The organism is Nostoc punctiforme PCC 73102, from assembly GCF_000020025.1.
Lineage (GTDB): Bacteria > Cyanobacteriota > Cyanobacteriia > Cyanobacteriales > Nostocaceae > Nostoc > Nostoc punctiforme.
This window is the reverse complement of sequence record NC_010628.1, coordinates 6,171,206-6,196,369: the sequence shown is the minus strand read 5'-3', so window position 1 is coordinate 6,196,369 and position 25,164 is coordinate 6,171,206. Positions and strand designations below refer to the sequence as shown.

Annotated in this window: 17 protein-coding genes; 10 read left to right on the top strand and 7 right to left on the bottom strand. The window is 43.1% G+C overall.

Annotated features, from left to right (window positions below):
- Positions 1 to 74 precede the first annotated feature (74 nt).
- From NPUN_RS25280 to map, 4 genes are all read left to right on the top strand, one after another.
- Positions 75 to 521 carry a VOC family protein gene (locus NPUN_RS25280; protein ID WP_012411298.1) on the top strand — a complete coding sequence of 149 codons (447 nt, stop codon included), beginning with the start codon at positions 75 to 77 and terminating at the stop codon, positions 519 to 521.
- Positions 522 to 663: 142 nt separating this feature from the next.
- A complete protein-coding gene (locus NPUN_RS25275) occupies positions 664 to 3,576 on the top strand; it encodes a M16 family metallopeptidase (protein WP_012411297.1) in 2,913 nt (970 codons plus the stop codon).
- Positions 3,577 to 3,677: 101 nt separating this feature from the next.
- Positions 3,678 to 4,202 (top strand): cupredoxin domain-containing protein, encoded by a 525-nt coding sequence (locus NPUN_RS25270; protein ID WP_012411296.1) that lies wholly within the window; start codon positions 3,678 to 3,680, stop codon positions 4,200 to 4,202.
- Positions 4,203 to 4,481: 279 nt separating this feature from the next.
- Positions 4,482 to 5,309 (top strand): type I methionyl aminopeptidase, encoded by an 828-nt coding sequence (gene map / locus NPUN_RS25265; protein WP_012411295.1) that lies wholly within the window; start codon positions 4,482 to 4,484, stop codon positions 5,307 to 5,309.
- Positions 5,310 to 5,813: 504 nt separating this feature from the next.
- On the opposite strand, the gene NPUN_RS25260 is transcribed toward map, so the two are convergent.
- Positions 5,814 to 7,286, bottom strand: coding sequence for a hypothetical protein (locus NPUN_RS25260; RefSeq protein ID WP_012411294.1), 1,473 nt, complete (start codon positions 7,284 to 7,286; stop codon positions 5,814 to 5,816).
- A gap of 206 nt (positions 7,287 to 7,492) precedes the next feature.
- Between NPUN_RS25260 and NPUN_RS25255 the strand changes: the two genes are divergently transcribed.
- Positions 7,493 to 8,896, top strand: a complete 1,404-nt coding sequence (locus NPUN_RS25255; protein ID WP_012411293.1) for an amidase — start codon at positions 7,493 to 7,495, stop codon at positions 8,894 to 8,896.
- A gap of 2 nt (positions 8,897 to 8,898) precedes the next feature.
- Entirely contained in the window at positions 8,899 to 9,600 is a 702-nt protein-coding gene (locus NPUN_RS25250; RefSeq protein WP_012411292.1) for a Crp/Fnr family transcriptional regulator, read from the top strand.
- A 507-nt stretch (positions 9,601 to 10,107) separates the two neighbouring features.
- Here NPUN_RS25250 and NPUN_RS25245 read toward each other — a convergent pair.
- A complete protein-coding gene (locus NPUN_RS25245) occupies positions 10,108 to 10,482 on the bottom strand; it encodes a c-type cytochrome (RefSeq protein ID WP_012411291.1) in 375 nt (124 codons plus the stop codon).
- A 210-nt stretch (positions 10,483 to 10,692) separates the two neighbouring features.
- Here NPUN_RS25245 and petG point away from each other — a divergent pair, with 210 nt between their 5' ends.
- Positions 10,693 to 10,806, top strand: a complete 114-nt coding sequence (gene petG / locus NPUN_RS38385; RefSeq protein ID WP_063721252.1) for a cytochrome b6-f complex subunit V — start codon at positions 10,693 to 10,695, stop codon at positions 10,804 to 10,806.
- Between the two features lie 121 nt (positions 10,807 to 10,927).
- On the opposite strand, the gene rsmD is transcribed toward petG, so the two are convergent.
- Together rsmD and hisH are read right to left on the bottom strand one after the other, a co-directional pair.
- A complete protein-coding gene (gene rsmD, locus NPUN_RS25240; protein ID WP_012411290.1) occupies positions 10,928 to 11,476 on the bottom strand; it encodes a 16S rRNA (guanine(966)-N(2))-methyltransferase RsmD in 549 nt (182 codons plus the stop codon).
- 83 nt (positions 11,477 to 11,559) lie between these two features.
- Positions 11,560 to 12,195: an imidazole glycerol phosphate synthase subunit HisH gene (hisH, locus tag NPUN_RS25235; RefSeq protein ID WP_012411289.1), complete on the bottom strand. Its 636-nt coding sequence runs from the start codon at positions 12,193 to 12,195 to the stop codon at positions 11,560 to 11,562.
- Positions 12,196 to 12,369: 174 nt separating this feature from the next.
- Between hisH and NPUN_RS44565 the strand changes: the two genes are divergently transcribed.
- The 3 genes from NPUN_RS44565 (at position 12,370) to NPUN_RS25220 (ending at position 15,135) form a co-directional block, all read left to right on the top strand.
- Positions 12,370 to 12,537, top strand: a complete 168-nt coding sequence (locus tag NPUN_RS44565; protein WP_336884910.1) for a hypothetical protein — start codon at positions 12,370 to 12,372, stop codon at positions 12,535 to 12,537.
- 250 nt (positions 12,538 to 12,787) lie between these two features.
- Positions 12,788 to 14,155: a DUF3370 domain-containing protein gene (locus NPUN_RS25225; protein ID WP_041565610.1), complete on the top strand. Its 1,368-nt coding sequence runs from the start codon at positions 12,788 to 12,790 to the stop codon at positions 14,153 to 14,155.
- 407 nt (positions 14,156 to 14,562) lie between these two features.
- On the top strand, positions 14,563 to 15,135 hold the full coding sequence (locus NPUN_RS25220) for a Uma2 family endonuclease (RefSeq protein WP_012411287.1): 573 nt from the start codon (positions 14,563 to 14,565) through the stop codon (positions 15,133 to 15,135).
- A 146-nt stretch (positions 15,136 to 15,281) separates the two neighbouring features.
- Here NPUN_RS25220 and NPUN_RS25215 read toward each other — a convergent pair whose 3' ends face one another.
- The 3 genes from NPUN_RS25215 to rpoB all read right to left on the bottom strand — a co-directional run bounded on the left by NPUN_RS25215 (position 15,282) and on the right by rpoB (position 24,745).
- The gene (locus NPUN_RS25215) at positions 15,282 to 19,331 is read right to left on the bottom strand and encodes a DNA-directed RNA polymerase subunit beta'' (RefSeq protein WP_012411286.1); all 4,050 of its coding nucleotides are present in this window, start codon (positions 19,329 to 19,331) and stop codon (positions 15,282 to 15,284) included.
- A gap of 120 nt (positions 19,332 to 19,451) precedes the next feature.
- Positions 19,452 to 21,329 carry a DNA-directed RNA polymerase subunit gamma gene (locus NPUN_RS25210; protein ID WP_012411285.1) on the bottom strand — a complete coding sequence of 626 codons (1,878 nt, stop codon included), beginning with the start codon at positions 21,327 to 21,329 and terminating at the stop codon, positions 19,452 to 19,454.
- Positions 21,330 to 21,445: 116 nt separating this feature from the next.
- Positions 21,446 to 24,745: a DNA-directed RNA polymerase subunit beta gene (gene rpoB, locus NPUN_RS25205; RefSeq protein WP_012411284.1), complete on the bottom strand. Its 3,300-nt coding sequence runs from the start codon at positions 24,743 to 24,745 to the stop codon at positions 21,446 to 21,448.
- Between the last annotated feature and the right edge of the window lie 419 nt (positions 24,746 to 25,164).

Genomic DNA, 25,164 nt, shown 5'->3' with positions numbered 1-25,164 from the left:
CATTAGTCATTGGTCATTTGTCATTAGTGAATAACAAAAGACAAATGACTAAGGGCTAAGGACTAAGGATTAATATGCACCACGCTTCTATTCGGACTGCGAATATTCATCGGGCGATCGCTTTCTACGAACATTTAGGATTTACAATTTCGGAACGCTTTACTACAGGCTACACGCTAGCTTGCTGGATGGAAGGATTGGGTGGCAGAATTGAACTGATCCAAATTCCCGAACCAAAGCCAGCCCCAGATGCCTTTGCTGACGAGCATTATGTCGGGTATTATCACCTCTCGTTCGATTTAACTGAGATTACACCAGATTTACCTAGCTGGTTGACAAATTTACAAGAACGTATGTTAATTGCGGTGGCTGAGAGTCAAACCGAAGAATTACAACCATTGAAGGTACTTTTAGAACCGACACAACAGCAAATAGGCGATCGCATTTACGAAGTGGCTTTCATCGCCGATACAGATGGTTTACCTCTGGAATTCATTCGAGTTTTAGCAAAACTGCCATAATTTAGCTTTTTTATTACCTTTATTGCTAATATATTGTTTTTCTGTATTGTTGCCGAGGTAACAGATTTTTTTGCCACATTAAACTCTGGTCACTGACCAAAATAATTATGTAAATTAATTTACAGATATATTTCCTAAGTAGATGTATGGTTTGTCTAGATTTTATAAATACTCCTTGCCGTTATTAATTTTAAGCTTATGGCTAGTAGCGGTTTTTTTGTTGAGCGATCAACCTGCGAATAGCCAACATACAGCCATATCTAACAAAGAAAAATCCCAGTCAACCTTGCTAGTAAAAAGAATAATGCCCTCAACACTGACAGAAAACGTCCGTAAGACAGTGCTGGAGAATGGTCTAACTGTCCTAACAAAGGAAGTGCATACTGCGCCAGTGGTGACGGTGCAGGTGTGGTACAAGGTTGGCTCACGCAACGAAGAACCAGGGGTGAATGGCATTGCCCACCAATTGGAACACCTGATGTTTAAAGGCACGAAAAATCGTCCGATTCAATTTGGGCGTTTGTTTAGTGCTTTAGGTAGTGATTCCAATGCTTTCACCAGCTATGACCAAACTGCATATTACGGTACTGTGGAGCGCAACAAGCTAAAAGCGCTCTTAGTGCTGGAAGCAGATAGAATGCAAAATTCTCAGATTGAGCCAGAACAACTAGCGAGTGAAAAAAGAGTAGTAATTTCTGAGTTACAAGGTTACGAAAATAGTCCAGAATATCGCCTCAACCGCGCCGTTATGCAGGCAGTGTTTCCTAATCATGCTTATGGTTTGCCTGTAGGTGGTACCAAAGCTGATGTCGAAAAATTTGAAGTTGAGCAAGTACAGAAATATTACCGTAATTTTTACAGTCCCGATAATGCTGTCTTAGTGATTGTTGGAGATTTTCAAACCGCGAATACCCTCGAAATAATTAAAGAGGTGTTTGGCAAATTACCAAAAAGGCAGGGGGCAGGGGGCAGGAGGCAGGAGGTAGAAGGCAGAAGGCAGGATAGCGAAGCGGTAGCGAGTCCGCGAGCGTCGGCAGAAGGTAGGAGGCAGGGGGCAGAAGGCAGGGGGCAGGAGGTAGGAGTTATTTCTTCGTCATCTTCTTCATCTCCTATAGTGTTGCGAGAACCGGGAGCAGGGCGACTATTACAAGTTGTTTATCCGCTACCAGATGCAAATCAACCAGATGTGCCGGCGTTGGATGTGATGGATTACATTTTTACAGAAGGACGGAATTCTAGACTTTATCAAGCATTGGTGGAATCAGGTTTAGCTAGTGAAGTTACAGCATCTGTTACCAGTTTGCGAGAATCTGGCTGGTATGAGATTTTGGTGACGGCTGGATCTAAAAAAGATTTGAAAAAAATTGACTCAGTGTTGAGTCGCGCGATCGCAAATGTAGCAGAAAAAGGCGTGACAACTGAGGAAGTAGAACGAGCCAAAACCCAATTAACAGCAGATGTGATTTTGAGTAACCGTGATATCACCTCTCAAGCAATGCGATTGGGCAATGATGAGACAACTGTTGGTGATTATCGCTATACTGACCGCTATTTGGCTGCTGTTCGTCTGGTGAAGCCGACGGATGTTGTCGCTGTGATTAACAAATACCTCACAAAAAAAGCCCGAAGAGTAGGCTTTTTTGAACCAACTCAAAAGCAGATAGCAGGGGTTGGCGATAAACCAGACTCAGCCCAAACTACAGAAAATTTCTCTCCTGGCGTGCCTGTGCTTCCTTCTGAGGTAGTGAAATACTTACCACCTGTGGATTTGGCTACAGATGCGATTGCTCAAGTTTTACCACAAAAATTTAAACTTACCAACGGACTGCGGATATTACTGTTACCCGATAATAGTACTCCCACCGTTACTCTAAGCGGCTACATTCAAGCCGGTACAGAATTTGATCCAGACGATCGAGCCGGATTGGCTGCTTTTGTGGCAGATAATTTGCTAAATGGTACTAAGAGCAAAGATGTCTTAAATATTGCCAAAATATTGGCAGAACGAGGGGCGAGTCTAAACTTTGAAGTACATCGTGAAGGTGTACATATCGAGGGTGATAGTTTAGCAGGGGATTTGCCAATAATTTTGGAGATATTGGCAGATGTTCTTAAAAATAGTACCTTTCCCGCACAAGAATTGGAATTACATCGCCAACAAATTTTAACCGATCTGCAACTGGAATTAGATGAGCCAGCAGAAGTAGCCAGAAGAATATTTGTGCAGTCAATTTACCCGAAAAAACATCCTCTACATACTTTTCCCACAGAGGAGAGTTTACAGCAGATTCAACGCCAGGATGCGATCGATTTCAAAGCTAAACATTATCGTCCAGACACGACAGTATTGGCGCTGGTGGGAGATTTTGATCTAGACAAAGTGCGATCGCTCATTCAAAATGAGTTTGGTAACTGGGAAGTTAGCGGCCAAGCACCCACATTAAAATATCCTCCAGTATCAATGCCGGAGAGAATAGTGAGTGTCAACACAGTTTTACCAGGTAAAGCCCAAGCTGTGACATATATGGGTTACACAGGTATTAAGCGTTACGATCCTCGGTTTCACGCAGCCTTAGTATTAAACCAGATTTTGGGAGGCGATACTTTATCTAGTAGACTGGGTGCAGAAGTACGCGATCGCCAAGGTTTGAGCTATGGAATTTATAGCTACTTCCAAGCTGGGAAGAGTACAGGCACATTTTTGATAGAAATGCAAACTAGTCCAGAAGATACTAGTCAAGCGATCGCTAGTACTCGCCAAATACTACAGCAAATCCATCAACAAGGTGTCACCGCACTAGAAGTAGAAACAGCTAAACGCACCCTCATCAGCAACTACAACGTTTCCCTGGCAAACCCAGAAGAATTAACAGACAGAATTCTGATGAATGAGGTGTATGGACTAGATAAAGTAGAATTGCACACCTTTACTGACAAACTCCAGAAAGTCACCTTTGAGCAAGTTAATCAAGCGGCTCGTGAATTACTCCACCCAGATCAAATCGTAGTCGTTACTGCTGGGCCATCTGTGTTAGCAGAGAAAAGCATTAGGTAGAGATGGGCGCTGGGCATGGATAATAAAGAATAGGTAAAGCGGTTTTTCCCGCTACCTATAAATTGTTCCTGATCATCAGCATTGCCTTTTGAGAACTACCAATGAAAATTTACAACCATTTATACCAAATTGTAATTACATCTCTGACTTTTCCAAATATTGCTTGGCTGCAAATATTACGGCAGAAGTACGTAATATTAGCGTTGCTCCTAAGTTTAAATTTCATCGCTGCGACTCCAGCAATGGCGGCAAACTTGTCTGGTGATTTGCTTAAGCAACCAGCTACAGAAATTACAATTAGCTTGGGTAATTTGGCTAACGAACTCAAATTTGAGCCAAATCATCTAGAATTTGAGGCTGGCAAACGCTATCAACTCCGGCTTACCAATCCCAGCCAACTGAAGCATTATTTTACTGCTAAAGACTTTGCCGATGGCATCTGGACACAAAAAGTCCAAGCAGGCAAAGTAGAAATTAAAGGAGCTATTCACGAACTGGAACTCAAGCCAGGTGCTGAGGCAGAATGGGTATTTGTGCCCTTAAAATCTGGAACTTATGGCTTACGTTGTTCAATACCAGGACATACAGAAGCAGGTATGACTGGAGAAATTGCCATTAGTAATTAAAAATTATTCGACTCAGTATTTAATAGCCATCTAGTGTTTCAATTAAAGATAATTGAGCTAAATCCTATAGTGAGGAGCAAAAATAAGTTAGGGCGATTTTGTTTGAAGTCTAAAATATTAAGAGTAAGTGAATATGTTATTATGTATACATTAGTGACTAAACTGCAATAATCCTTATCAGGGATTGAAATAGCTTAAATTATAGATATTATTTCTCAAGTAATCTAGAGAAAGCATTCATACTTCATCGGCAAAGCCACCAGTAATTATTAATTTCCCATGAACATTTTCAGTAACTTACTTTCTCAAGCGACTCAGCCTACACCTGCGAAAAAACAACGCCGAGGAATTGAAATTAAATCGCCGCGTGAAATTGAAATCATGCGGAAATCATCGGCAATTGTGGCAACTGTCTTAAAAGAGATTTCCGAGTTAGTAAAGCCAGGAATGACGACGGCTGATTTGGACGCTCACGCAGAAAAACGCATCCGCGAAATGGGTGCAACACCGAGTTTTAAAGGATATCACGGTTTTCCTGGTTCTATCTGCTCCAGCATTAATAATGAAGCAGTGCATGGCATTCCTAGCCCTAAAAAAGTGATTCGCGTAGGGGATGTATTAAAAGTAGATACTGGCGCTTATTACCAAGGCTTTCATGGTGATTCTTGCATTTCAATTGCTGTCGGTGAAGTGACAGAAGAAGCTGCTAAATTAATTCGCGTAGCAGAAGAAGCTTTATTTAAGGGCATTGAACAAGTAAAGGCTGGTGTATACCTGCTTGACTTAGCTGGAGCAATTGAAGACCATGTGAAAGCTAACGGCTTTAGTATAGTTGAAGAGTTCACTGGACACGGCGTTGGTCGTAACTTGCACGAAGAACCTTCAGTTTTCAACTATCGTACCCGCGAGATGCCAAATGTTAAACTCCGTGCGGGGATGACGCTAGCAATTGAGCCAATTTTAAATGCGGGTTCTAGACACACCCGGACATTATCTGACCGTTGGACAGCAGTCACCGTGGATAATTCTTTATCGGCTCAGTTTGAGCATACAGTGTTAGTTACAGACACGGGTTATGAGATTTTGACTGACCGTTCTAAGGTGTAATTGTTAGTTGTAATTATCTGTTGTTAAGAGAGGTAATGCGTCACAAGATGGCGATTTGCCTCTTTATTTTTTTAAGCTAGGTTGTTCTCACATATAGGATTTACGCAAACATTAGTCAAAAAGAAAGTAGGTTATAACCCAATACAGTTCAGTTAAGCTAATTGTACAAAATCGTGGGTTTTTAGACGCGATAAATTGCCGTCTCTACAAGTGTTTTGGTCTTATCTGAACTGTATTGGTTTTTAAGAATATATCTTATCTGAACGAGAACCAACACATAACACAATACGCTTAGGTTAAGGGTAAAAACTAAAACTGGCGTAAGTTTGGTTGAGTAATCATAAAATAGTTTTGTTTGTGACTTGCTAGATTTTTTGAACCCAATATTTTAAGGTTGATATACTACTATTCTTTTTAACTCAACTGTATTGACATATAACAATACTATCTCATTTGTGAAAACTTGCGGTATCTAATTCTCTACGAATTATTTAGTTAGGACTGCTATATTTGACTGATAGCGGCATAATTATTTTTATACATAGTAAGCATTTCTTTCGCTTGTACAGAGACAGATGTACTCTCTGGAATAGCTTGTAATAAATTGATTGCTTGCACCCATTTATATTGTGCTTGTTGCCGAAATAGTAGCGAATAAGGTGAACTATTTGCAAAAAAATTAGCTTCTATTGCTAGTTTTTGGGCTGATTCTAAGTTTGCTAAAGCTTTCTTTTCTACTAAGATTCTTTGACTAATAGATTTATAGTTAATCTGATAGTAAGCTAATTTCTTCTTTGCCCTGTCATAAACGGATGTTTTATGAGAAATACTATCTAATAAGATTATTGCCTGATGCCATTTAGTTTCTGCTTGTTGCCAGACTTTTAGAGGATGTGGTGGTTTTTGAACTAGAGAAGCAGCCTCCATACCGAATTTTTGAGCAGATTTAAACTTAGCATTCGCACTTGCTTCTTGAGTTAAACTTAGATTCATCTGCTGCCATTGGAGACTTTGTTCTTTAATTTTCCAGCTACCAAAACCCAAGACTACTAAACTTGAGACTACGATCAAAACCGAACGTACTATCTTGGGTGTCAAAAACTTTGGTAATATTTTTACATGCTGGCTAATAGTTGCTTTATTATGATTTTCTTGTTCTATCTTTTTGAGGGCTTGTTCTGCCTGTTCCCTTAAAGTGTCACCCTGAATAATTAAAACAGCAATTTGTTCTTGAAGACAATCGCAATCATTAAGAATATCGGTCAATTCTTGAAATTTACTGTCACTGGATATAATTAATTCGTGGTCATCATCTAACCATTCTAAGGCAAAGCCAGATTTTCCACAAAAAGCAGACACTCCTAGTAAAATATTTAATAAGCTACGACTATTTTTAATAGTATTAAAAACATAATTTAACTTCTGTTTTAATTGTAATAATTCATTTTGGTAATTATTAATTTTTTGAATTTGGTTTTCTAAAATATGAGATTTTTCAAAGACTAAGTTAATTTTTAAATTTTCAGAAATTACCTGAAATTTTGCAAACAAGCTGAGATGATTAATATTAGAATTTAATTGATTGACTAAACTATCATCACTGAGAATATCAGCAGCTATTGCTTGCAAAAAATAACCCCATTCTATCCAGTCATCGATTTTGGATTGTAAATCAGTTAATGAGATTTTAGTTTTTGAATGTCCAAATTTTTCTGCGATCGCTGGATCTACTAATCCAACACTAGGTAGAAACAAACTAGCTACAGTATCTATTCGAGGAAGTGTAGCGATCGCAGAATTTTTGACGCTCTCCAATCTCAATTCCTGAGCAATTAATTTTTTAATATTTCGTAGTTGTTCTTGAGCATTATTGATTGAGATAATTTGTTCCATGATTTTATTAGAATCGCCAATAGTCAGTTTTAGATTCTGAATTAGTGTTGGCAATTCGCTAACAAGTATTTCTAGGTTAGCCATAAATACCTCTTAGGGATTTGTCGAAAGTTTATGCGAAACAATTAAAATAGCTGGAGTAAGAACATAACCACACATCTAAACTAAGCATTCTAGTTGAGTGACAAATCTTAGGATCTATAAAATGTATAATTCCCGTAAATCCTGGTAAAGTAACAATTTCAGTTTAAAAATCCCAGAGAAAGACAAAATTACCCATTCACTAACCTATGAATGAAGTTGATTTAGCATTTACCCCAGCACTAGAGTTGGCGCAATTAATTCGTCGCCGGGAAGTATCCCCCCTAGAGTTGGTAGAAATATATTTAGAACGGATTGAGCAATTAAATCCCCAATTAGGAAGTTATTTTACGGTGACGGCAGAACTAGCGATCGCAGATGCCAAAGCCAAAACAGAATTATTGACAACTACCTCAGAACTACCGCCATTTTTTGGTGTGCCAATTTCCATTAAAGACCTCAATGCTGTGGCTGATGTTACCTGTACTTATGGAAATCCAGCATTACTCAACAATATCCCTAACTATGATGATGGTGTTGTAACGCGGATTAAGCAAGCTGGGTTTACTATTCTTGGTAAAACAGCCACTTCTGAATTAGGTTCATTTCCATACAGTGAACCTACGGCTTTTCCTCCGGCGAGAAATCCGTGGAATTTAGAATACACCCCTGGCGGTTCCAGTGGTGGCGCAGCGGCAGCAGTAGCAGCAGGATTATGTGCGATCGCTCAAGGTTCTGATGGCGGTGGTTCAATTCGTGGCCCTGCGGCTTGTTGTGGTTTGGTGGGACTCAAACCATCCAGGGGTAGAGTGAGTAAAGCACCCGTAGGCGAACGCCTCGCTGGAATTGCCGTCAACGGCCCCATTGCCCGGACTGTGGCTGATGCTGCTGCCGTATTGGATACTATATCTGGCTATGTCACAGGCGATCCTTACTGGTTGCCAGATCCCGAACCATCATTTCTCGCTGCCACTCAGACAAAATTGGGTGCTTTGCGAATTGCCTTTGATACTAATATTTCTCCTTTGGGAGAAGCTGATGCCAACTGTCAGCAAGGTGTCCGTCAAACAGTCCAGTTATTAGAACAACTCGGCCACCACGTTGAACAGAGATCCCCTGATTTTAGCGGTTTAGTTGAACCATTTCAAATCGTTTGGCAAGCTGGAGTAGCTGCGTCAGGGCTTCCTGTTGAAGCGTTGCAGCCATTAAATCGTTGGCTATTTGCACGTACAGGTTCTGTTGCCCAATACCTCCAAGCGGTTTCTCAAATGCAAGTTGTGGCGCGGCAAATTGTGGCGTTTTTCGATACCGTGGATGTGCTGGTATTGCCAGTTTATCTCCATTCACCTATCCGCGTTGGAGAATGGGCTTCGCTGAGTCCAGAAGAGACATTCCAAAATATTATTGAGTGGATTGCCCCTTGTCCGCCTGCGAATGCAACTGGACAACCTGCGATCGCAATTCCTGTAGGTTTTGATAGTAAGGGTTTACCCATAAGTGTGCAACTAATTGGTAAACCTGCGGCTGAAGCTACCCTCATCAACCTAGCAGCACAATTAGAAGCAGCTAACCCTTGGATTCATCATCGTCCAGCCTTTGCGATATCAGGCTAATCATGCAGGCATCCCTGGAACAACTTTCGCAAATTACTGTGTTTGCAGGTTTAGAAACAGCAGACAAAGTAAATTTGCAACCTTACACTCAGGTGCAACGCCATCGCAAAGGAGAGATTATTCTCCATGAGGGTGATGTCTTACCAACAAAACTCTATGCTGTTGCCAGTGGAGAAATTCAAGTTACCAAAATAGCAATGACGGGGAAAGAAACGATTCTCCGCATCTTAGCGGCTGGGGAAATTTTTGCGGCTCCTGCTTTATTAGGCAATGGAATTTCCCCAGCAACCGTAACTGCTGAATCTGATTGTGAAATTATCACTATAGAGAGAGATGCTTTATTAAAAGCTATTGGACAAAACCCTGAAATTGCATTACGAATGCTGATGGTGTTTAACAGTCGGATTCAGCAATTACATGAGACAGTCCACGGATTAGTTTCTGAAAGAGCTATTGTTCGCCTTGCCAAATTAATTCAATATTTTGCTGCCGAATCAGGAACTGAATTAAGTCCACAAGGCGAGTGTTTAAAGGTCAAATTGTCTTATTATCGCATGGCTCGCAGCAGTGGGATTACTTACGAAGAATGTGTGCGGTTAATTAAAAGTCTCAAGTCAGTAATTGGCTATCGTCGTGGTGGGACGATTATCATACTCGATCCTAAGAAATTAGATGCGATCGCTTCTGGAAATATAGATCGATAACATTTGTTAAGTAGGAAGTTGCAATTATTTGTAAGACGCATTTCGACTTCTCTGCGAGACGCTCAATGCTCTGATTTCTGAGAAGACGAGGGTTAAGCGGAGTCGAAACCCACCAATCTAGGTAAGCTTTAATTTAGCCTTCCTACTTACAAGTTTTCTGAGATCCAGGACTTACGCAAAAAATAGCCCAAATCTTTATTCTCCGGTAGGGGCAATTCATGTAGATGCATTCGCGGAGCGTCTCGTAGAGAAGAGAAGAGGCTTCCCGCAGGGTATTGCCCCTACCACGTGTTGTTTTGCGTAAGTTCTAAGATCGAAAAAGGTAACATTTTGATGTATTGCCTTTTTCCATAAGGGATTTACAACAGAATTTAAGAGTCATAATTCAGAATGGGCTACGCTAACGGAAGTAAAACACGCTTTATTCCTGGCTTTGAAACTTAGCTTGTATACAATACCCAACTTGAAATCTGCTGTACGTATCCCGCAACCCGAAAAATTTAACGTCTACAACGACTCTAAATAGCTCAAAAGATCGGCCATTTCTTGGGTGCTAGGCTGGAATTTTGGCATTGGCGGGGTTTCACCACTGATTACCTGGTGAATCAATCCATATTGAGACTTATGCTTGGAAACAGCTTGCAAACTTGGCCCTACTCGCCCGTCTGCTTCCAAACCATGACAACCAGCACAGTTAATTTGAAAGATCGCGTGTCCTTGAACTGGGTTTCCTGTTAGAGATAAAACACTCTTGACATAAGGATCGGAGGCTTGAACCAACTGAATACCAAAAAAGCCCAAAGGGACTGATAGCAGTATGGCCAGCGTCAATAAAACGATGCGCTGAATCAAAATTTCAGGTTTGGTAATCTGGTTATCCAAAAGGTTTGCGGTGAAAGTCTAGGTGTGCTAAAAAGTTTTCTTTTCCTACACATAGCTTAAAAGTTCTTGATCGTGTCTGCAAGCACAGAAGACTATTTTTTTCTGAGCAGTTGCTCTTCAAAAAGTCTATAGGACGCAGGATTCATACTAAATTTGGTAAAATCAAAAACAGGCAACGAATATTTAATCATTACAAAGAGGAGATTTCCAGTGGTTGAACCCCTGCTATCAGGTATTGTCCTTGGTCTAGTTTTCGTCACCCTCGCCGGACTGTTTTACGCTGCCTATAAGCAATACAAGCGCCCCAATCAGTTGGGCGGTTGAGTTTTGTTAGCTGTAGCGGGGCATTTAGCCCGTGCTGAGTAGGGGAGACAAGGGGACTATGGAGGACAAAGAAGCAATTTTTCTCCCCTCTCTCCCTTATCTTTTCCACTTCCTTATCGTCTCATTGCACAATTCTGTAGAAAGTAAGTGATGTGTTGCCGTAAACCTTCTCGCGGCAAATTTCCCAAGAGGGAATCTCTGGCGGTGTCCAACCTTGTGAGGCGTGTTCAACTGCGATTTCGCCACTAGGATCTAAAAGTTGATAGTGAGCGATCGCTTCTAATACTGGTTGGAACAATCCACTGGCATAAGGTGGATCAAAGTAAATTCTATCGAATTGCTTGCCTGATAAAGTCTTTAACTGCTGCGTAATATCTCCCCGCAATACCCGAAATTCTTGCTCGTCGGCATTAGCTACCTGCTGCCAATTTTGTTGGATGGTGGCACAGGCTCGGCTGGATTGTTCAATTCCCACTGCTAGGCTAGCTCCTCTACACAAAGCCTCTGCGCCCATTGAACCAGTACCGGCGCACAAATCTAGCCAGCGACAACCTGCAATTTCTCCCTGCCAAATATTAAAGACTGCCTCTCTTACCCGCGCACTGGTAGGTCTAGTTTCTTTTCCTGGTAAAGTTTTTAGCTGGCGATTACCGTAAATTCTCAGGCTCATTGGTTATTAGTCATTGGTCATTAGTCATTAGTCATTGGTCATTAATTTTAGACAAAGGACAAAGAACAAATGACAAAAATAGATTAGGCAGGAATTTTTTCACGGACTTGAGCAACAAAATTAGACAAGATTTGCAATCCAATATTAGATGATTTTTCGGGGTGAAATTGAACTGCCATCAGATTTTCGTGAGCGATCGCAGCTGTGACGGTTTGAGTACCGTGGGTGATGGTTGCTGCACGGATTAGCGGGTCTATTGGGTCAACATAGTAAGAATGGACAAAATATACCCAAGGATCGGACGGCAAATGCTCCCACAAAATACTTTTTGCCTGAGTCATTTCCAGCTGATTCCAACCCATGTGAGGAATAGTGATGTCAGGTTCTGGACGAAATCGGCGCACTTTTCCTTTGATAATTCCTAGTCCTGGTTGGGTACCTTCTGCACTTGATTCAAAGAGAATTTGCAATCCTAAACAAATTCCCAAAAAAGGTTTACCAGATGCGATCGCATCTTTAATAGGTTGTTCCAAACCACGCGCTCGCAGGTGTTGTACTGCTGGATCAAATGCTCCCACTCCTGGCAGAACTATTGCATCTGCCTGCTCTAATTCCTTTGGAGAATAAGTAACATTAGGAGTTGCCCCAGCTTTTTCCAACCCTTTACAGACTGAGTGCAAATTTCCCATCTCGTAGTCTACGACCGCAATTACTGGCATTTACCTGCTCCTTGTAAATTGATTAATGGAGGGTTTTTCTATTCTAAATAATATTTGTTATGAAGAAAAGAATTCTATTAACTTCTTTTGACATTTGCCTAAAAGATCGACAGTCAAAATTCTTCTGATGATTTATTACTTGAAGTTACCAAACTCGATCTGATACCAGATGACTTGAGTTTTTTACGCCAGTTACCCGTAGATGTCCAACTTGCCAATACTCAGGTAATGGAAAAAATCAATGCAATTCAACCTGAAGACATCATCTGTTGTGAGCAGGCTGCAATCCTTACACAATTAAGTGTGGAAGCATTTGCTAGCTGTGGAGAAATTAGGAGTTGATATAGAAAAATTAGTGGCGAAAGAAGCATCAATTCAGATTAGCCACGACTGTGGTCAATTTGTTTTTACTATTTAGGCTTGGACTACTTAGACCAAAATCAACTTACGATCCGTTGTCTTTTTACTCACATTCCGGTTCTAAATCAAAAAAAATTGATGGAAATTCTTGCAGATTTCGTATTAATTATTAACAAACTGGCACTTTCATCAATTTGTTAATGTCTGTATGGTGAAAGAAATATCTAAGTATATGTTGCCATTGTTACTAATTTTCCCAATTGCTCAATCAACTCCTGCGACACCACCACCTGAAGAAGTCGTACAAACACAAGAAGTACGTCCTTTACCAGGTCAATTGGATACAGTGCCAACTTTTAACAGTAATAGTCCAGAATTGGTGTTGCAAGAAGGAATTTTACTCTCCACTTTTCCACCAGATGGCAAAAAAGTGCCAACAGCGCATCTGAATTTTCCCTTTCGGGGACGATTTGATATTTTTGCCCATCACGTTGCTAGGGCTGAACCATCAGAGAATTTGCGCTCGCTCTATTTAGGGATAATTTTGCACAACCCTAGTTCGGAAGCAGTAAAGGTGAATATTTGGCAAGCGGCGAGTTATTTGAGTCAACCGGATGCACCATTTATTCAATTACCATCTTTTAGCCAAAATCCTTTAGGGACAATTTTTGCTGGCCCAGGCGATCGCGTCATGTCTGATGTACTGCGGGGACGACGACAAGAGATTTTCCCTGCCCAAATTGAGATTCCAGCAAAGCAAAGTCGGATGTTACTAAATTTACCAATTCCTGTGCAGGGATTGACACCACCTCTGAATGGTCGTTCGACATTGATCCGATTGCAAAGTAATGGCACCGTCTATGCAGCTAGCCTAGCGATGTTTGCACGGGTGAATCCTGATGGCAGTGAGCGATCGCCTACTTTAGAAGAGTGGCAGAATTTACTAGATAATGGTGATTTGGCTGGGTCACGGGATAAAGCGCCCACTCCCCTAGAGGAAACTGGCAAGCCAAGAATTTATGGGCGTGTTGCTGGAGTGGCCAGTGGTTCACGATGGAGAGCCTTATTAGTAGACAATCCTAAAGCTAGGTATCTAACTATTCCCCAGCCTGGTCAAGTGTTTTCCTACGCCCTGAGTACCCTGCATGGCGGTACATTAGGAACTGGTCAAATTCAAAGTGCTACTATGCTGGTGCGCTATCCTGACACCGCATATCGCGCTCATGGCAACTATGGAATTCAATATAATCTCAAGTTGCCGTTATACAACAATACTCAAAGTCCTCAAACTGTCAGTGTGTCCATACAAACCCCACTGAAGGAGAATCAGTTAGTCAAACCAGGGTTACGCTTTCTGAGTACACCAGCCCGTGAAGTATTCTTCCGAGGGACAGTGCGGGTACGTTACAAAGATGAGCAAAATCAGCCGCAAACTCAGTTTGTGCATTTAGTACAAAAGAGAGGTCAACCAGGAGAACCCTTAGTTTCATTAAATATGAAAGCTGGCGATCGCTCATTAGTAGAAGTAGACTTTCTCTATCCACCAGATGCCACACCACCGCAAGTATTAACAGTGTCAACTCAGGCAGAAAGTCGGTAATAAATGATGGGTAATTGGTATAGCTTTCCTCCAATTACCAATTACCTATTAAACTAAGTAAGTTGGTAGAAATAAACCAAATTATGTTACGGAACGTAAATAGTCTTAAATTCCTAATGACCAATGACAAAGGACAAATGACAGCCCTTGCCAATTAGCTTTAATTGCGCCAACCTACTTAAAAAACATCTAATTTGCATATTAAAATTTTCTCAATATCTTGTGGGGTGGGCATCCTGCCCGCCCTGATTATGCAACTTAAATTTTGTTAATTTCTCCTAAAGCTTCCTAAAATAAGTTATGCAAATATATGGATACACTAGCAATTTCTGACAACTCTGGCTTAATAATTTAGCCGTCAAGCTTCTTTTAAACTAGATATAAGACATCACACAAGGTCATTACAGATGGTTGCAACTCCAAATTCTAGCTATATTTCTCCAGAAGATTATCTCAAAGGAGAAGAAACTAGTCCTATAAAGCATGAATATAGACAGGGACAGGTTTATGCAATGGCAGGAGCAAGTAATGCTCATGTCATTATTTCTCTTAATATTGCTTCAATGCTAAGAAATCATTTGCGCGGGAGTGGTTGTCAGGCTTATATCTCAGACACTAAAGTACATATTGAGTCGATTAATGTCTATTACTATCCCGATGTTACAGTAAGTTGTGACCAACGAGATAGAGCTTTTAACAACTTTCTGCGTTATCCCTGCTTAATTGTAGAAGTACTATCTCCGACAACAGAAGCCTTTGACCGAGGTGATAAATTTGCTGACTACCGACAGATGGAATCACTTCAGGAATATGTACTTATAAGTCAAACTCGATTAAATGTTGAGTGTTTTCGCCGTAACCCAGAGAGCCAATGGGTACTTTATCCTTATGGAAAAGAAGATATAATTCATCTGGCAAGTGTGGATTTTCGGTGTGCTGTTGCAGATTTCTATGAGGATGTTACTTTTGAATCGCTGTAATTGACTGACTACTAGCTTAAAAGCCAGAAACCAGAACATTGAGGATTTAAAAATGTGTTTTTATAAAGCAAAATAAAAAGGCAAAAGAAAATTTCTTTTGCCTTTTTACTTTTTACATTTTAATAGAGACGCGAAATTTCAAGTTTCTATTCGTCGTCGAAATCATCCTCGTCGTCTTCCTCTTCTTCCTCGAAATCGTCGTCGTCTACGACTTCATCGGCGATTAATTCATCTTCATCATCTAGAACTGACCTCTCTGCACGTCTGCTACCAAAACCAGATTCCCCAAGAGTCGGAGAATCTAAATTATAGGTACGAGCTGTGCGGTCATCTAAGACCATATCCAGAGGATCATCAACTTCATCCAAGACACTACTGCTAATCTCAGCAGCATAATCATCGATCGCACCGGGTTCTTCATAGGTATTGTACCCAGTACCAGCCGGAATCAATCGGCCGATAATCACGTTTTCCTTTAACCCGCGCAGCCAGTCAGATTTACCTTCAATAGCTGCTTCGGTAAGTACCCGTGTTGTCTCTTGGAAGGATGCTGCTGAAATGAAGCTGTCAGTGTTCAACGATGCTTTGGTGATACCTAACAATACTGGGGTATACTGTGCCCTCGCACCGCCTGTAATTGCCATAGCTTCGTTCACCTGCTCAACTTGGCGCAGTTCTACCAATTCGCCGGGGAGCATGGTGGTGTCACCACCATCATCAATCCTGACCTTGTTGGTCATCTGGCGAACAATTACTTCAATGTGCTTATCGGAAATATCAATCCCTTGAGACTGATACACCATTTGCACTTCATTCACTAAGAATGTCTGTACCTTCTGCAAGGCAAGGCTAGCACAAGCATAGATTCCGTCTTCGGAACCAAGGCTAAAGAAGATTTCCAAAATTTCGTGGGGATTCGATGGACCATCAGTTAAGGGTTGTCCCGCTAATACTATTGATCCATCTGGCACAATCAAGTTCTGTCCAGGGCCCAGAGGATAATCTGTCACCACGCCATTTGATTCTACGACCTTAATAGCGATCGCTTCATCACCACTTTCAGCGTAAACTACCTTAACTTCTCCGCCCCGACGACATAAAATACAGGCTTCTTTCGGTTTACGAGCTTCAAGTAGTTCCTCAATCCGGGGCAAACCTTGAATGATATCTCCGGTTTTGGCGCGTTCAAACACCAGCAACACCAAGTTATCACCCCGTTGTACCAAATCGCCGTCTTCTATCTGCAACACAGCACCAGGGCTGACTCGATAAGGACGACCAATGCGGGTAGTAATAACGTAGTTTTTAGTACTCAGAGCTGATTCTCCACCAGATGCAGCAGCGGCATTTTTAATATCTACTACCTGTCCTGATTCTGGGGCAAAAACTCCAGGAGCAACTTCTGTACCTTCTACTAGCAAGTCACCCACTTTCACTTTTGGCTGAGTACTAGTATTAATGGTGAGCCTGTCAACGTCGCGCAACACTAAGCAGCGACGCACGTTTTCGGTTCCTTTGCGGACGCCTCGTACTTCCCCACCTTCTTTACACAAGATTTGGGTACGTGCGACTACAGAACCTGGGGCGATGGTTAACCCATCGTATACCTCAAGTGTGGTCTGGGTGCTACCTTGGGTGGCATCGGCGGTAATGTCTCGACGAATTACCAAGGATTCCAAAATTACCAGTTGTAAACGTTGAACTTCTGGATTTTCAGTATCCTCTACTAATTCAATATCTGCTGCTAGTGGAGAAGCATTATGGTCTTGTTCGCCCTCTTGCTCAATTTCTAGCACTAGCTGGGTTCGCAGTAGTTCTACACCTTCAACAGATTTGACACGTTCTGAATCTTTGTAAGGTAGTCTCTGTACCGCTCTTAATTGAATCGATCGCCCGGTTTGTTGACTTACCGATGTAGTAGATGGCACGTCGGGATTATCTGGTACAGCAAACTCGACTACTGGACGACTCAACAGGGCAGGACCTTCTGGTGTTTCCACATACTGGATATAACGTAATTCCGTGGCGACATTACCTTGGAATTCCTCACCAGGTTGGATGAAGGTGTTATCTCTCCCGATGACTGATTCTGGATCGTCAACCATCAGCAGTTCCCCTGGCTTCACCACGACTTCCCGCAGGATGTCGTTTTTCTGGGTCACTTCTACCACACCACTGTTTTGGCAGAAGATATCTTTCACGACTTCGGTGCCAGCTTCGACAAACTGACCGTCTTCTACCAACAGCAAGGAGATATCTTTATTAACTTCGTGGCTTTCTTCAGGAATCCACAACAAGGTACCGCCCTGCACGACTTCATAGCCCAGCTTGGCTTTGCCTTTTTTCTGGACTTCTACACCAGCAAATTTCAGGAATCCACCAGTGGTTGTGCGATAGCGGTCATCAATTAACTCAGCTACTACTTGACCATTTTGCACTTTTGTGCCCGGTGTAGCCCGGAGGTTAAATACCTGGTTGTTGCCAGTAGATACTAAGTAGTTATTACGACCTTGAGAACTTTGGACTGTCACGGTTGCTTGGTCTAAAACCACAGAAGCAGTGATAATCTCAATTTCCCTGGTACTCTTACCTGGGGTAGCTTCTGGCAAGCGCACCACACCGCCGTGTAAACTGGCTAATTTGGTTTCTGCTAAAACTCCATTAGCAGCGATCGCATCACCATTTTTCACCACCAATTCTGCCCCAGGTGGCAAGTTGTAAACTTCCCCAGACAAAATCCAAATCAAACCACCGCGTGCGGCTGTAGTTGTGGTATTACCTTGACGGTCAGTTTTTTGTTCTGGAACAACTTCGGCAAATTGCACTTCCCCTGCTAAGTCAGAGGCGACATCTTTAACTGCTTTTTCTGTATTAGTCCGAGTTGTACGTCCACCAAGGGCAACCTCTGCCAACAACTGACCTTGTTTTACCTTATTTCCATCAAATACATATAGTGTTGAACCTTGGGTAAGATGAACCTCTTGGTTCTCTGGAGTAACATCACCTACTTTTGTTGGCTCCAAAAGCATGATGCCATTAGCTTCAACATAGAGGGCATCTTCCCCGTGGCGGGTACGATATGTTCTGGTTTTCAGTTTGCGGGGAAGTTTGACAGTCCCATCAATTTTGGAACGAACTTGTTGTGCCACTTCTCCAGTAAACACCCCACCAGTGTGGAATGTCCGCATGGTTAACTGAGTACCAGGTTCGCCGATACTTTGGGCAGCAATAATCCCTACAGCTTCGCCCAAATCCACCATCTTGGCGTGTGCCAAACTCCAGCCGTAGCAGTGTTGACAGACAGAACGTGCGGCTTCACAAGTTAGGGGCGATCGCACCACAACTTCTCCCACCCCAGACTTTTCAATTTTCTTCGCCAAGTCTTCAGGAATTGGCGAATTGCGTGCTGCAATCAATTCTTTTGTGACTGGATGCACCACATCTTCGCCAATTACCCGTCCCATCAAGCGGGTTGCTAGAGGAATCAAGGTTTTAGCACCTTCTGTCATTGGTCCAATGGTAAGACCTCTGGTAGTGCCACAGTCAAATTCCCGAATAATTACATCCTGGGAAACGTCCACCAATCGGCGGGTGAGATAACCAGAGTCAGCCGTCCGTAAGGCAGTATCCACCAATCCTTTTCTGGCACCGTAAGACGAAATAATGTATTCCGTCACAGTTAACCCTTCACGGAAGTTGGTTTTGATAGGTAAATCGATAATTTCCCCTTGAGGATCTGCCATCAGTCCCCGCATCCCCACCAACTGCCGGACTTGTGAGATGTTACCCCGTGCCCCGGAGAACGCCATCATGTATACGGAGTTTAGGGGATTAGTCTTCTTGAAGTGAACGACTACTTCATCTTTCAAAGCTTCACTGGTACCATTCCAAGTATCGATTACCTTTTGAAAGCGTTCTACTTCAGTGATTTCTCCCCGTTGATAACGGGTTTCAGTAGCGCGAATTTCTTCCTCGGCTGCTTCTAAGAGTAATCGCTTAGTTGGTGGTATCATCAAGTCATCTACACTGATGGAAACCCCTGCTTTGGTAGCATAGCGAAATCCCAAATCTTTCAATTTGTCCGCCATCACTGCGGTTCGCGCTGTACCATAATTCGTAAAAGCCCAAGAAATTAAATTTCTCAGTTGACCTTTGTCAACCACGCGATTGCGAAAAATCATTTTTTCGTTAGTCATTAATCATTAGTCCTGAGTCATCAATAATTAATAATTCGTAATACTCGCCAAACGCGAGAAGCAAGCTACGTAATTCGTAATTAATTCTTTAATTACGAATTACGAATTAGAAATTACGAATTAACTTGCTAGTGCTTCCTGAATGGCATTGTTGTAAATAACGCGGCCAGGAGTTGTGTATATATACTGTGAAAGTACATTGCCCTTAGCGTCTTGTCTGACTCGACGGAACTTATAGAGTAATGTGCGGGTACCATCCTCGTTTTCCGTCACTTTCACGGGTTCTGTATCCGGTTGGTCTGATTCTATTTCGCCGTCAAACCTTACGTAAATATAGGCGTGCAAGTCAATTTGATCTTGCTGAAAAGCCATAATTACATCCTCTAGCGAAGAAAAGTAATTTCCTGCCCCTTTTGTCGCACCGGGATTTTCTGCTGTTAAATAATAGGCTCCCAACACCATATCTTGGCTAGGCGTGATGATGGGTTTACCCGTGGCTGGTGACAAAATATTGTTAGAAGCCAACATCAACAACCGCGCTTCAGCCTGACTTTCTAATGACAGAGGGACGTGTACCGCCATTTGGTCGCCGTCAAAGTCGGCGTTAAAGGCTGGACACACCAGAGGATGAAGTTGAATCGCTCTACCTTCTACTAAAATTGGTTCAAAAGACTGAATACCCAAACGGTGCAACGTTGGTGCCCGATTTAGCATTACAGGGTGTCCTTCAATTACCTCTTCCAGCACATCCCAAACACTGGGATCGTTGCGGGATATCAGCTTTTTCGCAGCTTTGATGTTATTTACCATGCCGCTACGAATCAGGCGGTTAATCACAAATGGCTGAAATAGCTCAATTGCCATTTCTCTAGGCAAACCGCACTGGTGAATTTTCAGCTTTGGCCCGACTACAATTACCGAACGTCCAGAGTAGTCAACCCGTTTACCTAACAAGTTTTGTCGGAAACGGCCTTGCTTACCCTCAATAATGTCGGACAAAGATTTCAGGGGTCGGTTATTTGCCCCTACCACAGTGCGTCCCCGACGACCATTGTCAATCAAAGCATCCACTGCTTCTTGCAGCATCCGCTTTTCGTTCCGCACGATAATCTCTGGTGCCAAAATTTCTTGCAAGCGTGCCAAACGATTGTTGCGGTTAATTACCCGCCGATACAAATCATTTAAATCGCTGGTGGCAAACCGTCCGCCATCTAGTTGCACCATTGGGCGCAAGTCGGGGGGAATAACGGGAATAACTGCCATTACCATCCACTCTGGTTTAGAACCAGTAGCGATAAAGTTGTCAATTACCCGCAGTCGCTTAATTAGCTTGGCTCTCTTTTGTCCCTTGGCGTTGCCAATTTCTTCGCGTAGGCTTTCCGCTTCTTGTTCCAAATTGATATCGGCAAGCAAACGCAACAGCGCTTCAGCCCCAATACCTACCTCTACGCCTTGCAGCACAGAATCTTCGCTATAAATTTGGTCTTCTATTTCCAACCACTGGTCTTCACTCAGTAGCTGTTTGTAAGTTAAAGTTTCGGCATTACCTGGACTCAGGACAACATAAGAGTTGAAATAGACAATCTGCTCGACATCCCGCAATGGCATATCCAACAGGATGGAAATATAGCTAGGAATGCCTTTGAGATACCAGACGTGAGCTACTGGTGCAGCGAGTTTAATATAGCCCATACGGTGGCGGCGCACCCGTGACTCGGTGACTTCTACCCCACAGCGCTCACAGACAATGCCTCTGTGACGAACTCTTTTATACTTACCACAATGGCATTCCCAATCTTTCGCGGGGCCAAAGATGCGTTCACAAAACAAGCCATCCATTTCTGGCTTGAGAGTTCGGTAATTAATCGTCTCTGGCTTGGTAACTTCACCGACTACTTGACCATTAGGCAATGTTCTTTCGCCCCACTGCCGAATGCGTTCGGGGGAAGCCAAGCCGATTTTTACGTAGTCAAACTGATTAGTTTGGGCAGGTCTCATACTTAAGTGCTGAGTTTCGAGTTATGAGTTTTGAGTATATTTAGTTTTACAACATTGGGAACGGGGCATTGGGAATTTTTCCCATTCCCTATGCCCGATGCCCGATTCTCTAATTCTTATTCGTCATCTTCCAGCGATTCGCGGGAAAGAGATTCATAAGTTGGTCGAGGAGGTGTGCGACGGGCTGATTGGTCTGCCATCAAATCGACTTCCACATCTAGGGAACTGCCGTCTGCTTGGGTTTCTACCTTGTGTACAGCAATATCTAACCCTAATGATTGCAACTCGCGCATTAGCACCTTAAATGATTCTGGAGTTCCAGGCCGAGGAATTGCCTTACCTTTAACGATCGCATTTAACGCTTCATTCCGTCCTTGCATATCGTCAGATTTAACTGTGAGCAATTCCTGTAAAGTGTAAGCTGCACCAAAGGCTTCCAATGCCCACACTTCCATTTCTCCAAATCTCTGACCACCTTGTTGTGCTTTACCACCCAAGGGTTGCTGAGTCACGAGTGAGTATGGGCCTGTGGAACGGGCGTGGATCTTATCATCCACCAAATGCACCAGCTTCAGCATGTAAGCCACACCGATGGTAATTGCTCGGTCAAAGGGTTCACCTGTACGACCGTCATACACCATGATTTTGCCTGGGTTATCTGGGTTATATACCCAGTCTTTCCCTGTTTCGTCTCGTGCTTCTTGCAATTTGCCATGCACGATTCGGCGAGATGACTCTTCCCCGTACATTTCATCAAAGGGAGTAATCTTAAATCGCACTCCCAAGGTTTGACCAGCCCAACCCAAGAGGCACTCAAATACTTGTCCGACGTTCATCCGGCTGGGTACACCCAAGGGGTTGAGTACAATGTCCACTGGTGAACCATCGGGCAAATAAGGCATATCTTCCGCCGGTAATATCCGAGAAATAATCCCTTTATTACCGTGCCGTCCTGCCATTTTGTCGCCAACTTGGATTTTGCGTTTTTGGGCAACGTACACCCGGACTACCATATTGGCTCCTGGTGGCAGTTCATCGCCTTGTTCACGAGTAAACAAGCGTACATCAACTACACGACCTTTTTCACCATTTGGTACTCGTAGGGAATTATCCCGGACATCCCGCGCTTTTTCACCGAAGATCGCCCGCAATAGTTTTTCTTCTGGTGGTTGGTCAGATTCACCTTTGGGTGTTACCTTACCCACCAAGATATCTCCAGCTTCTACCCATGCCCCTATACGAATGATTCCTTGTTCATCCAACTGACGCAAGGCATCTTCCCCGACATTGGGAATTTCTCTGGTAATTTCTTCTGGCCCTAGTTTGGTTTGTCTAGCTTCAATTTCATATTTTTCAATGTGAATTGAGGTGTAGACATCATCCTGCACCAGTCTTTCAGAGATTAAAATCGCATCTTCGTAGTTGTAGCCTTCCCAAGGCATATAGGCAACGACGATATTTTGTCCTAGCGCCAATTCACCGCCTTCGGTGGAGGAGCCATCAGCCAATACCTGACCAGCAACAACCCGTTCACCAATGCGGACGAGAGGTTTCTGATTTAAACAGGTGTCTTGGTTGGAACGTTGGTACTTTGAAAGGGTGTACTTAATTTCTGGGGTATTAGGTTTAGGACGGACGCGAATTTCCGTGGCATCCACATAAGTAACATCGCCATCGGTACGCGATACAATTACCATCCCGGAGTCTCTTGCTCCTTGTGCTTCCAAACCAGTACCCACCAGAGGACGTTCTGGTTTTAGCAGGGGTACTGCTTGCCGTTGCATGTTCGATCCCATCAGCGCTCGGTTAGCGTCATCATGCTCCAAGAAGGGAATCATGCTGGTTGCTACCGACACAATCTGTACGGGAGATACTGCTACGTAGTCCACCTGTTCTGGTGTTGTGGTGGAAAATTCTTGACGATAACGGACTGGCACTAGTGGCCCAATAATGTGCCCGGTTTCATCTACAGGAATATCTCCCGGAGCAACCCGCAGGTCGTCTTCTTCATCGGCTGTCATGTAGGCTGGAGGCAGATCAAATCTAACTCGCCCATTTTCCACAGGTCTAAATGGTGTTTCGAGGAAGCCGTACAGGTTAACCCGCGCATGGGTTGCTAAGGAGCCAATCAATCCGGCGTTAGGACCTTCTGGTGTCTCAATGGGGCAAATACGCCCATAGTGACTAGGGTGAATATCCCGCACGGCAAAACCAGCGCGTTCGCGGGTTAAACCACCAGGGCCAAGGGCGCTCAGACGGCGTTTGTGGGTCAGTTCGGCGAGAGGATTGGTTTGATCCATGAACTGACTTAACTGGCTGGAACCAAAGAATTCTTTAATTGCTGCTACCAATGGTTTGGGGTTCACCAAGGAAGCGGGAGTTAGCACTTCGGCATCGGATACGGTCATCCGTTCCCGAATAATTCTCTCTAAACGGTTTAAGCCTACCCGCACTTGGTTTTGCAGTAATTCACCGACGCTTCTTACCCGACGGTTGCCTAAGTGGTCAATGTCATCGATATTACCGATGTCATATTCTAGGTTAATTAGGTAATCTACGGCTGCCAAAATATCGCCAGCAGTCAACACCCGCATGGTGTCTGGGACTGAAAGGCGCAATTTCTTGTTGAGTTTGTACCGTCCGACGCGACCAAGGTCATAACGTTTCGGGTCAAAGAAACGAGAGTCTAGCAGTTGTTGTCCACCTAGGACCGTAGGTGGTTCACCAGGACGCAGTTTCCGATATAACTCCATCAGGGCTTCTTCTTCAGAAAATTGCCCTTCTTTTTCGATGGTTTTTTGGAAATATTCGGGGTGGCGTAAGGCATCAAAGATTTCGTTGTCTGATAACCCTAAAGCTTTTAGTAGTACCTGCGCTGAGAGTTTGCGGGTTTTGTCGATACGTACCCACACCAAATCGTTACGGTCTGTTTCAAATTTCAGCCATGCTCCCCGGTTGGGAATTAAGCTAGCTGAATAAGTACGTCGCCCGTTTTTGTCGATTTCTGATTTGTAATAAACGCCTGGCGATCGCACGATTTGGTTGACAATTACCCGTTCGGCTCCGTTAATAATAAACGTGCCGCGATCGGTCATCAAAGGCAAGTCACCAATGAATACCTCTTGCTCTTTGATTTCCCCGGTTTCCTTATTAATCAACCGTGTGGGAACATACATTTGGACGGCATAAGTACTATCCCGCCGCTTGGCTTCTTCGACGCTATACTTTGGCTCCTTGAGTTTGTAGTTATGACCCAAAAAGTGCAATTCTAATTTGCCCGTATAATCTGTAATAGGACTAAAGGAGTTAAGTTCTTCTATCAGCCCTTCTTCCAAAAACCAGCGAAAGCTCGATCGCTGGATTTCAATCAAGTCGGGCAACAGAAAGGCGGGTTCCATGTATGTTTCTTTAGTCATGCCTCTTCCTTTGTCAACCTGGTAAAATTTTTCCTTGGACACTGCTGTTTGACGCTTCCCACTGCTAGTCAGTGTCCTTAGTTGTTTGGGAACTTTTGACACACTTGCTATTTACAGGTGTGGGCAAACGCAGCGATTAAAGCTGGAATGAGCAATTTGGACAAGGGGATAATTGCCCCTAATCGGGTACTCAGACACCAAAAACTCACTATAGTCTTGATTTAAGAAGAATATACAGTTGAGATATTCCTGAGTTTTATCTACGTTCTTCATTTCCCCTCCAAAAAGCGCGTTAATTTGCTGACGCAGCTCTAGACGGTGTGTTTTAAATCCACCCGGCTATTTATACTCTCAGCGATATCTTAGATATCCTAAGACTGAGGGAACGATCCGCACTTGTCGGCTTTGAATCAGAATTA

Bases quoted from the DNA above. Each gene is read 5' to 3' on its own strand.
- hisH (WP_012411289.1), bottom strand. From the start codon at position 12,195: ATGCCAGTAATTGCGGTCGTAGACTACGAGATGGGAAATTTGCACTCA.
- NPUN_RS25280 (WP_012411298.1), top strand. From the start codon at position 75: ATGCACCACGCTTCTATTCGGACTGCGAATATTCATCGGGCGATCGCT.
- NPUN_RS25255 (WP_012411293.1), top strand. From the start codon at position 7,493: ATGAATGAAGTTGATTTAGCATTTACCCCAGCACTAGAGTTGGCGCAA.
- NPUN_RS25270 (WP_012411296.1), top strand. From the start codon at position 3,678: ATGAAAATTTACAACCATTTATACCAAATTGTAATTACATCTCTGACT.
- NPUN_RS25260 (WP_012411294.1), bottom strand. From the start codon at position 7,286: ATGGCTAACCTAGAAATACTTGTTAGCGAATTGCCAACACTAATTCAG.
- rpoB (WP_012411284.1), bottom strand. From the start codon at position 24,745: ATGACTAAAGAAACATACATGGAACCCGCCTTTCTGTTGCCCGACTTG.
- NPUN_RS25275 (WP_012411297.1), top strand. From the start codon at position 664: ATGTATGGTTTGTCTAGATTTTATAAATACTCCTTGCCGTTATTAATT.
- NPUN_RS25225 (WP_041565610.1), top strand. From the start codon at position 12,788: ATGTTGCCATTGTTACTAATTTTCCCAATTGCTCAATCAACTCCTGCG.
- NPUN_RS25220 (WP_012411287.1), top strand. From the start codon at position 14,563: ATGGTTGCAACTCCAAATTCTAGCTATATTTCTCCAGAAGATTATCTC.
- map (WP_012411295.1), top strand. From the start codon at position 4,482: ATGAACATTTTCAGTAACTTACTTTCTCAAGCGACTCAGCCTACACCT.
- NPUN_RS25250 (WP_012411292.1), top strand. From the start codon at position 8,899: ATGCAGGCATCCCTGGAACAACTTTCGCAAATTACTGTGTTTGCAGGT.
- NPUN_RS25210 (WP_012411285.1), bottom strand. From the start codon at position 21,329: ATGAGACCTGCCCAAACTAATCAGTTTGACTACGTAAAAATCGGCTTG.
- NPUN_RS25215 (WP_012411286.1), bottom strand. From the start codon at position 19,331: ATGACTAACGAAAAAATGATTTTTCGCAATCGCGTGGTTGACAAAGGT.
- rsmD (WP_012411290.1), bottom strand. From the start codon at position 11,476: ATGAGCCTGAGAATTTACGGTAATCGCCAGCTAAAAACTTTACCAGGA.